General features: G+C 62.6%; 7 protein-coding genes. All 7 read left to right on the top strand.

Annotated features, from left to right (window positions below; translation table 11 throughout):
* Positions 1–972, top strand: a 972-nt coding sequence (tssG, locus tag ACIPLA_RS27685) for a type VI secretion system baseplate subunit TssG (protein ID WP_401177606.1), incomplete at its 5' end; no start/stop codon positions are given.
* A gap of 13 nt (positions 973–985) precedes the next feature.
* Positions 986–3,634 (top strand): type VI secretion system ATPase TssH, encoded by a 2,649-nt coding sequence (tssH, locus tag ACIPLA_RS27680; protein WP_218395504.1) that lies wholly within the window; start codon positions 986–988, stop codon positions 3,632–3,634.
* Between the two features lie 10 nt (positions 3,635–3,644).
* The gene (locus ACIPLA_RS27675) at positions 3,645–5,162 is read left to right on the top strand and encodes a sigma-54 interaction domain-containing protein (RefSeq protein WP_401177602.1); all 1,518 of its coding nucleotides are present in this window, start codon (positions 3,645–3,647) and stop codon (positions 5,160–5,162) included.
* Positions 5,163–5,435: 273 nt separating this feature from the next.
* A complete protein-coding gene (locus ACIPLA_RS27670) occupies positions 5,436–5,576 on the top strand; it encodes a hypothetical protein (protein ID WP_007894589.1) in 141 nt (46 codons plus the stop codon).
* A 17-nt stretch (positions 5,577–5,593) separates the two neighbouring features.
* The gene (tagH, locus tag ACIPLA_RS27665; RefSeq protein ID WP_401177599.1) at positions 5,594–6,790 is read left to right on the top strand and encodes a type VI secretion system-associated FHA domain protein TagH; all 1,197 of its coding nucleotides are present in this window, start codon (positions 5,594–5,596) and stop codon (positions 6,788–6,790) included.
* A gap of 5 nt (positions 6,791–6,795) precedes the next feature.
* Positions 6,796–7,296, top strand: coding sequence for a type VI secretion system lipoprotein TssJ (gene tssJ, locus ACIPLA_RS27660; protein ID WP_401177596.1), 501 nt, complete (start codon positions 6,796–6,798; stop codon positions 7,294–7,296).
* Positions 7,297–7,298: 2 nt separating this feature from the next.
* Positions 7,299–8,284, top strand: a 986-nt coding sequence (tssK, locus tag ACIPLA_RS27655; protein WP_401177593.1) for a type VI secretion system baseplate subunit TssK, incomplete at its 3' end; no start/stop codon positions are given.

Raw genomic sequence — 8,284 nt, 5'->3', positions numbered from 1 at the left:
AGCGGGCGGACCCGGGTAATACGCGAGTACTCGCTGTTTCAGGCAGTGCTGCTGGTGATTGACCGGCTGCGCGATGCACACCCGCACCTGAGCGAAGACGACCTGTATGACCAGCTGGAATTCCAGGCCAACCCGAGTCTGGGTTTCCCTGGCAGCGACGTCGATCGCGTGGAGTTTTTCAAAGAGCACGGGCAGATGCGTGCGCGCCTGCGTTTCAACCTGATTGGCCTGGTCGGTTCCGGTTCGCCGCTGCCGGCGTTCTATGGCGAACAGGCCCTGGGCGACAGCGAAGACGGCAATCCGACCCGCAACTTCCTCGACCTGTTCCACCATCGCCTGCAACGGCTGATGCTGCCGATCTGGCAAAAGTATCGCTACCGCGCCAGTTTCAAGAGCGGGGCGCTCGACCCGTTTTCGGCGCAACTGTTTGCGTTGATCGGCCTCGGTGGCGAAGAGATCCGCAAGGCTCAGGAGCTGAACTGGAAACGCCTGCTGCCGTACCTCGGCCTGCTCAGTTTGCGGGCGCACTCGGCGGCGTTGATCGAAGCGGTGCTGCGCTACTACTTCAAGCACGCCGAATTGACCATCGAGCAGTGCATCGAGCGCCGTGTCGAAATTCTCGACGAGCAGCGCAATCGCCTGGGCCGCGCCAACAGCATGCTCGGCGAAGACCTGGTGCTGGGCGAACACGTGCGCGATCGCAGCGGCAAATTCCGCATTCATATCCGCGAGCTCGACTGGCAACGCTTTCACGAATTCCTGCCGATCGGTTTCGGCTACCAGCCGCTGTGCGCGCTGGTGCGGTTCACCCTGCGTGACCCGCTCGATTACGACATTCGCCTGGTGCTGCGCCAGGAAGAAATCCGCGAACTGCGCATCGGTGAGCAGAACGCCTGTCGCCTGGGATGGACCAGTTGGCTCGGCCGCGAGAAAGCGGACGGCGTGGTGACCCTGGGCAGCAAAATTCATTAAGGACAGATGACACATGATCAACGTAGACCTGCAACAACTTATCCAGGCGCTGGACGCCGAAACCCGTCGTGACCTGGAAAGTTCTGCCGAACGCTGCGTCGCCCGTGGCGGCAGCAAGATCCTCGTCGAAGACCTGCTGCTGGGCTTGCTGGAGCGCCCGCAGGGCCTGCTCGCACGGGCGTTGCAGGATGCCGAAGTGGACGCCGGCGAACTGAGCGCCGCGTTGCAATCGCGGGTCGAGCACAGCGCCTCGCGCAACCCGGTATTCGCCCCGGAACTGGTGCAGTGGCTGCAAGACGCCTTGCTGGTGGCCAACCTCGAGTTGGGCCAGAGCCAGGTCGAACAAGCCGCGTTGATCCTCGCCCTGCTGCGCAACCCGATGCGCTACGCCGGCAGCCGTTATCAGTCGTTGCTGGCCAAGCTGAACATCGAGCGTTTGAAAGAATTCGCCCTGTCGCAGAAAGAACAACCGGCCACCGGTAAACCCGCCGTGCCCGGCGAATCGCTGCTGCAGCGCTTCACCCATAACCTGACCCAACAGGCCCGCGACGGCAAACTCGACCCGGTGCTGTGCCGTGATGGCGCGATCCGGCAGATGGTCGACATCCTCGCTCGTCGGCGCAAGAACAACCCGATCGTGGTCGGTGAAGCCGGCGTCGGTAAAACCGCGATCGTCGAAGGCCTGGCCTCGCGCATTGCAGCCGGTGAAGTGCCGCAGGTACTTAAAGGCGTTGAGTTGTTGTCGCTGGACATGGGCCTGTTGCAGGCCGGCGCCAGCGTCAAAGGTGAATTCGAACGTCGCCTCAAAGGCGTGATCGATGAAGTCAAAGCTTCGCCGAAACCGATCATCCTGTTCATCGACGAAGCCCACACCCTGATCGGCGCGGGCGGCAATGCCGGCGGTTCCGACGCCGCCAACCTGCTCAAGCCGGCCCTGGCCCGTGGCGAGTTGCGCACCATCGCCGCCACTACGTGGGCGGAGTACAAAAAATACTTCGAGAAAGACCCGGCCCTGGCCCGTCGTTTCCAGCCGGTGCAACTGCACGAACCGACCGTCAGCGAAGCGGTGACCATCCTGCGTGGCCTGGCTCAGGTTTACGAGAAGAGCCACGGCATTTACCTGCGCGATGACGCGGTGGTTGCAGCGGCCGAATTGTCTGCCCGTTACCTGGCGGGTCGTCAGTTGCCGGACAAAGCCGTCGACGTACTCGACACCGCGTGCGCCCGCGTGCGCATCAGCCTCGCCGCCGCCCCGGAAAGCCTGGAGCGACTGCGTGGTGAGCTGGCCGAAGGTGGCCGTCAACGTCAGGCCCTGCGCCGTGACGCTGAAGCTGGTTTGCTGATCGATCACGAAGCGCTGGACGCTTTGGAAGATCGCCTGGCCGATGCTGAAGACGAAAGGGTCGCCCTCGAAACGCTATGGACCGAGCAGAAAGCGCTGGCCGAGCGCCTGCTGGAGCTGCGTCAGCAACTGGCCAAGGCCCGTGAGGCCGCCGCCGTCGAACCGACCATCACGGTTGAAGAAGACGCCGAAGGCACCGTGATCGAAACCCTGCCAATAGACGAAGCACAAAGCGTCGTGTCCCTGGAAACTGCGCTGAACGAAACCCACCGCGCCCTGACCGAGGCCCAGGTCAAAGAACGTCTGGTGAGTTTCGAAGTCTGCCCGCGTCTGGTGGCCGAAGTGATTAGCGCCTGGACCGGCGTGCCATTGGCGCAACTGGCCCGCGAGCACAACGCCAAGGTCGCGAGCTTCGCCACCGACCTGCGCACGCGCATTCGGGGTCAGGAACAGGCGGTTCATGCCCTCGACCGTTCGATGCGCGCCACTGCCGCTGGCCTCAACAAGCCTGATGCCCCGGTCGGCGTGTTCCTGCTGGTCGGCCCAAGCGGCGTCGGCAAGACCGAAACCGCGCTGGCGCTGGCCGATTTGCTGTACGGCGGCGACCGCTTCATCACCACTATCAACATGTCCGAGTTCCAGGAGAAGCACACCGTGTCGCGCCTGATCGGTGCGCCGCCGGGCTACGTCGGTTACGGCGAGGGCGGCATGCTCACCGAAGCCGTGCGCCAGAAACCGTACTCGGTGGTGCTGCTCGATGAAGTCGAAAAAGCCGACCCGGACGTGCTCAACCTGTTCTACCAAATCTTCGACAAAGGCGTGGCCAACGATGGGGAAGGGCGCGAGATCGACTTCCGCAACACGCTGATCCTGATGACCTCGAACCTGGGCAGCGACCGCATCAGCGAACTCTGCGAAAACGGTGCGCGGCCCACCGCCGAAGTCCTCGAAGAAACCATTCGCCCGGTGCTCAGCAAACACTTCAAACCGGCGTTGCTGGCGCGGATGCGCGTGGTGCCTTACTACCCGGTGGGCGGCCCGGTGCTGCGCGAACTGATCGAAATCAAACTCGGCCGTTTGGGCGAGCGCCTGAACCGTCGTCAGCTCGACTTCACTTACTCCCAGGACCTCGTCGATCACCTGGCCGAGCGCTGCACCCAGAGCGACAGTGGCGCGCGCCTGATCGACCATTTGCTCGACCTGCACGTGCTGCCGCTGGTGGCCGACCGCTTGCTCGATGCGATGGCCACGGGCGAAAGCCTCAAGCGTGTCCACGCGACGCTCGACGGCGACGCCAGCGTGACGTGCGAGTTCGCCTGAGGTGGGTGTGATGTTCACTCAAGTGCCGCAACCACTGGTCTACGCCGAAGCCTTGCTGGCGCAGTTCGCCAGCCTGTCGCGGGCGGCGGACGGCATTGCGCTGCTGGGTGACTTCGTGCGCGGGTTGGCCGAACTCAGCGGTTGCGAGTTGACGCAGCTGTACCTGCTGGACGCTACCCATACCTGCCTGGGGATGAATGCCGAGTGCTTGAACGGCGTCCTGCAACCCCGAGAAGCGGCGAGCCTGCCGGCGGATTACAACGGTGAACAACTGCTGCAATTCGCCCTGTGCCAGAACCGCGTGGTGTGCCTCGGCGAACTGAGCGGCAGCCTGCACGAAACCAGTTTCCTGCCGCCCCAGGCCACGCCTTGGCAGTCGTTGTTGTGCGTGCCGTTGGTCAATCAGCAAAAGGCTGTCGAAGGTTTGTTGCTGTGTGCCAGTCGCCGGCAGATCGACCTGCAAGGCTTTGCTGATTCCCTCGGTCAACTGGGCTCGTTCGTGCTCGGCCAATTGCACTTGCTGCAACGTTTGCGTCGGCCGGCTGGCGATACACGACCGGCGTCGGTCAGCGTCCCGAGCGTCAGCGGTTATGGCTTGATCGGCAAGAGCGCGGCGATGCGCCAGACGTATTCGCTGATCAGCAAAGTTTTGCACAGCCCGTATACCGTGCTGTTGCGCGGCGAAACCGGCACCGGCAAGGAAGTGGTCGCGCGGGCGATTCACGACTGCGGTCCGCGACGTTCCCAGGCATTCATCGTGCAGAACTGCGCGGCGTTCCCCGAGAACCTGCTGGAAAGCGAGCTGTTCGGCTACCGCAAAGGCGCCTTCACCGGTGCCGACCGTGACCGTGCCGGACTGTTCGACGCGGCCAATGGCGGCACCTTGTTGCTCGATGAAATCGGCGACATGCCATTGTCCCTGCAAGCCAAGCTGTTGCGCGTGTTGCAGGAAGGCGAGATCCGCCCGCTGGGTTCCAACGACACCCACAAAATCGACGTGCGCATCATCGCTGCGACTCACCGGGATTTGGCGGTGCTGGTCAGCGAAGGCAAATTCCGCGAGGACTTGTACTACCGCCTCGCGCAATTCCCGATCGAGTTGCCGGCCCTGCGTCAGCGCGAAGGCGACATCCTCGACCTGGCCCGGCACTTCGCCGACAAGGCTTGCGCGTTTCTGCAACGCGATGCCGTGCGTTGGTCCGACGCGGCGCTGGATCACCTGTCCGGTTATGCCTTCCCCGGCAACGTTCGCGAACTCAAAGGCCTGGTCGAACGCGCGGTGCTGTTGTGCGAAGGCGGTGAGTTGCTGGCCGAGCATTTCTCCCTGCGCATGGAAGCCATGCCGGAAGACAGCAGCCTGAACCTGCGCGAACGTCTGGAGCAGGTCGAACGCAGTTTGCTGCTCGATTGCCTGCGCAAAAACGACGGCAACCAGACCCTCGCCGCCCGCGAACTCGGATTGCCACGCCGCACGCTGCTTTATCGCCTCGGGCGCCTGAATATCAATTTGGGTGATTTCGATGGCTGACCCCATTTTTTTTGAGCGGCGAAATCCTGTGGCGAGGGAGCTTGCTCCCGCTCGACTGCGCAGCAGTCGCAGTTCAGCCAACACGGCCTGCCTGAATAAACGGGACAGCTGGTTTTGGGGCTGCTCCGCAGCCCAGCGGGAGCAAGCTCCCTCGCCACAACGGCAGCGCTCAGGCCCCATGGCTAGAGCGCTCGAACCTGCCTCATTTGCTTCAAACAGCGCCGCCCGAACGGGTCGGCGCTTTGTGCTTTGTCTACCCATGGAGACCCTCTGATGCCTGTTCGTCACTGGCAAGCCGTCCTGCTGACCCTCGTCGTTCTATGCGGCCTTGGCGGCTGTAGCGGCAATTACAAATACAACGACAACACCTATCGCCCATTGGGTGATCCGCAGGCGGTCAATCGCGGCAAGTGACCGCAAGGAGTATCACCATGGAACTGGTTTTCGAAATGCTGAACACCAAGCAGTTCGTGCCCACGGATTTGTGCCAGAAGACCTTCAAGCAGGCCGGTGGCGTGATCGGCCGGGGCGAGGATTGCGACTGGATCATCCCCGACCGCAAGCGTCACCTGTCCAACCACCACGCGTTGATCAGCTACCGCGAAGGCACGTTTTTCCTGACCGATACCAGCAGCAACGGTATTCAGGACAGCGAAAGCGGCGCGCGCCTGCGCAAAGGCGAGCCGATGCGCATCGAGCACGGCAGTGTGTACGTGCTGGGTGACTTCGAGATCCGCGCGCGACTGGTGCGCGACCCGGCGACCTTCGACGTTGAAGCCGGCCGTCCGCAGGCGGCGGGCAGCATCATTCCGGACGATGCGTTCCTCGACCTCGACCCGCTCAATGCCCTCGACCAGCAAGAGCGCGTGTACTCGGAAATCGATGAACTGATCTCCCCGAGCACCACGATCGAAGACACCCGTCAACGCGCCGACTACGCGCGCATCGACATGGAAAGCCTGATGGTACCGGAGCTGATCGCCGCCCCGGCAGAACCTGCGCCAGCGCCGCCGCCCAAAGCGGTCGAGCGTCAGAGCGAAGGCTTCTGGGAACACTTCGGTGCCGCTCTCGGCGTGGATCTCAAAGGCCTTGACCACGACGCTCGCGAAGCCCTGGCCCTGAACGCCGCGCGCCTGCTCAAGCAGAGCGTCGGCGGTTTGCAGCAGAGCCTGCGCACCCGCAGCGAACTGAAAAACGAACTGCGCCTGGCTCAAACCACCGTGCAAGGCACTAACAAGAACCCGCTGAAATTTGCCGTCGATGCCGGCGAAGCGCTGGGCATTCTGTTGCAGGGCAACAAGCCGGGTCAGTTGCCGGCCGAGCAAGCGATCTCCCGTGCGTTCCGTGATTTGCAGGCGCATCAGGTGGCGTTGCTGACCGCCAGTCGCGCTGCCGTTCGCGGCACCCTGGAACACTTCTCGCCGCAACAGCTGACCCTGCGTTTCGAGCGCGACAACAAGCCGTTGCTCGCCACCTCCGGCAGTCGCTGGAGAGCCTACGGGCGTTATCACCAGGCTCTGCGTCTGGACGATGACTGGAGCGAGCGCCTGCTGGCCCGCGACTTTGCCCAGGCCTACGAAGAACAGATCCGCCTGATTTCTACCCTTCACACCGACCACCAAGGATGATGCGCATGTCTCGCTGCTCGACCGCTTTTTTCAAGACGCTGACGGCGTTCATTGCCCTCGCGCTGTTGGCCGGATGCTCGTCGTTGTCGCCGTATTCCAAAGTGACCAAAGTCAACCTGAAGCTCACCGGCAGCGATCAGCTGAACCCGGACCTCAACGGGCGTCCGTCGCCGATTGTCGTGCGTCTGTTCGAGCTCAAGCACCCGGTGACGTTCGAGAACGCCGACTTCTTCAGCCTGTACGAACGCGCCAAGGAATCCCTGGTCCCGGACCTGGTGGCCAGCGAAGAACTCGAGCTGCGTCCGGGTGAAACCATCGAACTCAAACTCAGTGTGGAGGAGGGCAGCCGGTACGTCGGCGTGCTCGCGGCCTACCGCGACCTGCCAGAAACCAAATGGCGCTACACCGTGCAAATCACTGCGCTGGAAGTCACCGTGGCTGACCTGACCCTCGATCAGGCCGGCATCCGCAACACCCATGAAACGCTCGCCAAGACGGATGACTGAACATGAATGCCCATAAAGTCATTTGGCAGGAAGGCATGCTGCTGCGTCCGCAGCACTTCCAGCACAACGATCGTTACTACGACCACCAGATGAAGACCCGTACCCAGTTGCTAGGCAGCTACATCTGGGGCTTCCTGAACCTGGAAATCGACTTGCAGTTCCTCAACATGGGCAAACTGGTGATCAGCCAGGCCTCGGGGATTCTGCCGGACGGCAGCCTGTTCGAACTGGGCGGCAACACAGAGCCGTTGGCTCTGGACGTGCCGCCGAACACTGGCAACACGCCGATCTACCTGGCGTTGCCGCTGGTCACCGGTAACCACATCGAGTCTCGCCGCCCGGAGCAGTCCGACGTGCTGGCGCGCTACACCGCGTACGACGCGGAAGTCGCCGACTCCAATGCCGGTGACGACTCCGCCAGCCAGGTCAGCTGCGGTCGTCCGGACTTCAAATTGTTGCTCGGTGAGCAGCAGAGCGATCAGGCCTACGTGAAGTTGAAAATCTGCGAAGTGCTCGATACCACGCCCGACGGTGTGATCAGCCTCGACCCCGACTTCGTGCCGACCTACATTCAGGCGCACTCGTCCAGCTACTTGCTGTCGTGCCTCAAAGAAGTCATCAGTATGCTCGGCCACCGGGGCGACACGATTGCCGAGCGGATCAGCTCCAACGGCAAGGTCGGTGGCGCGGAAATCGGCGACTTCATGATGTTGCAACTGATCAACCGCACCGAAATGCTGCTGCGCCATTACCTGGGCCTGGAACAGGTTCACCCGGAAGAGTTGTACCGCACACTGCTGACCATGCTCGGCGATCTGGCGACGTTTTCCAGCGAGAGCAAGCGCCCGCGTCTGGACAGCCGTTACCAGCACAGCGACCAGGGCGCGAGTTTCCGCAAACTGATGGAAGCGATTCGTCAGGTGCTGTCGATGGTGCTTGAACAGCACGCCATCGAGCTGGTGCTGCAAGCGCGTCAGTTCGGGATCAT

Origin of the sequence: Pseudomonas sp. NPDC086112, assembly GCF_044746425.1 — a bacterium.
In the GTDB taxonomy this organism is placed as follows: domain Bacteria; phylum Pseudomonadota; class Gammaproteobacteria; order Pseudomonadales; family Pseudomonadaceae; genus Aquipseudomonas.
This window is presented reverse-complemented; position numbering and strand designations above follow the sequence as displayed.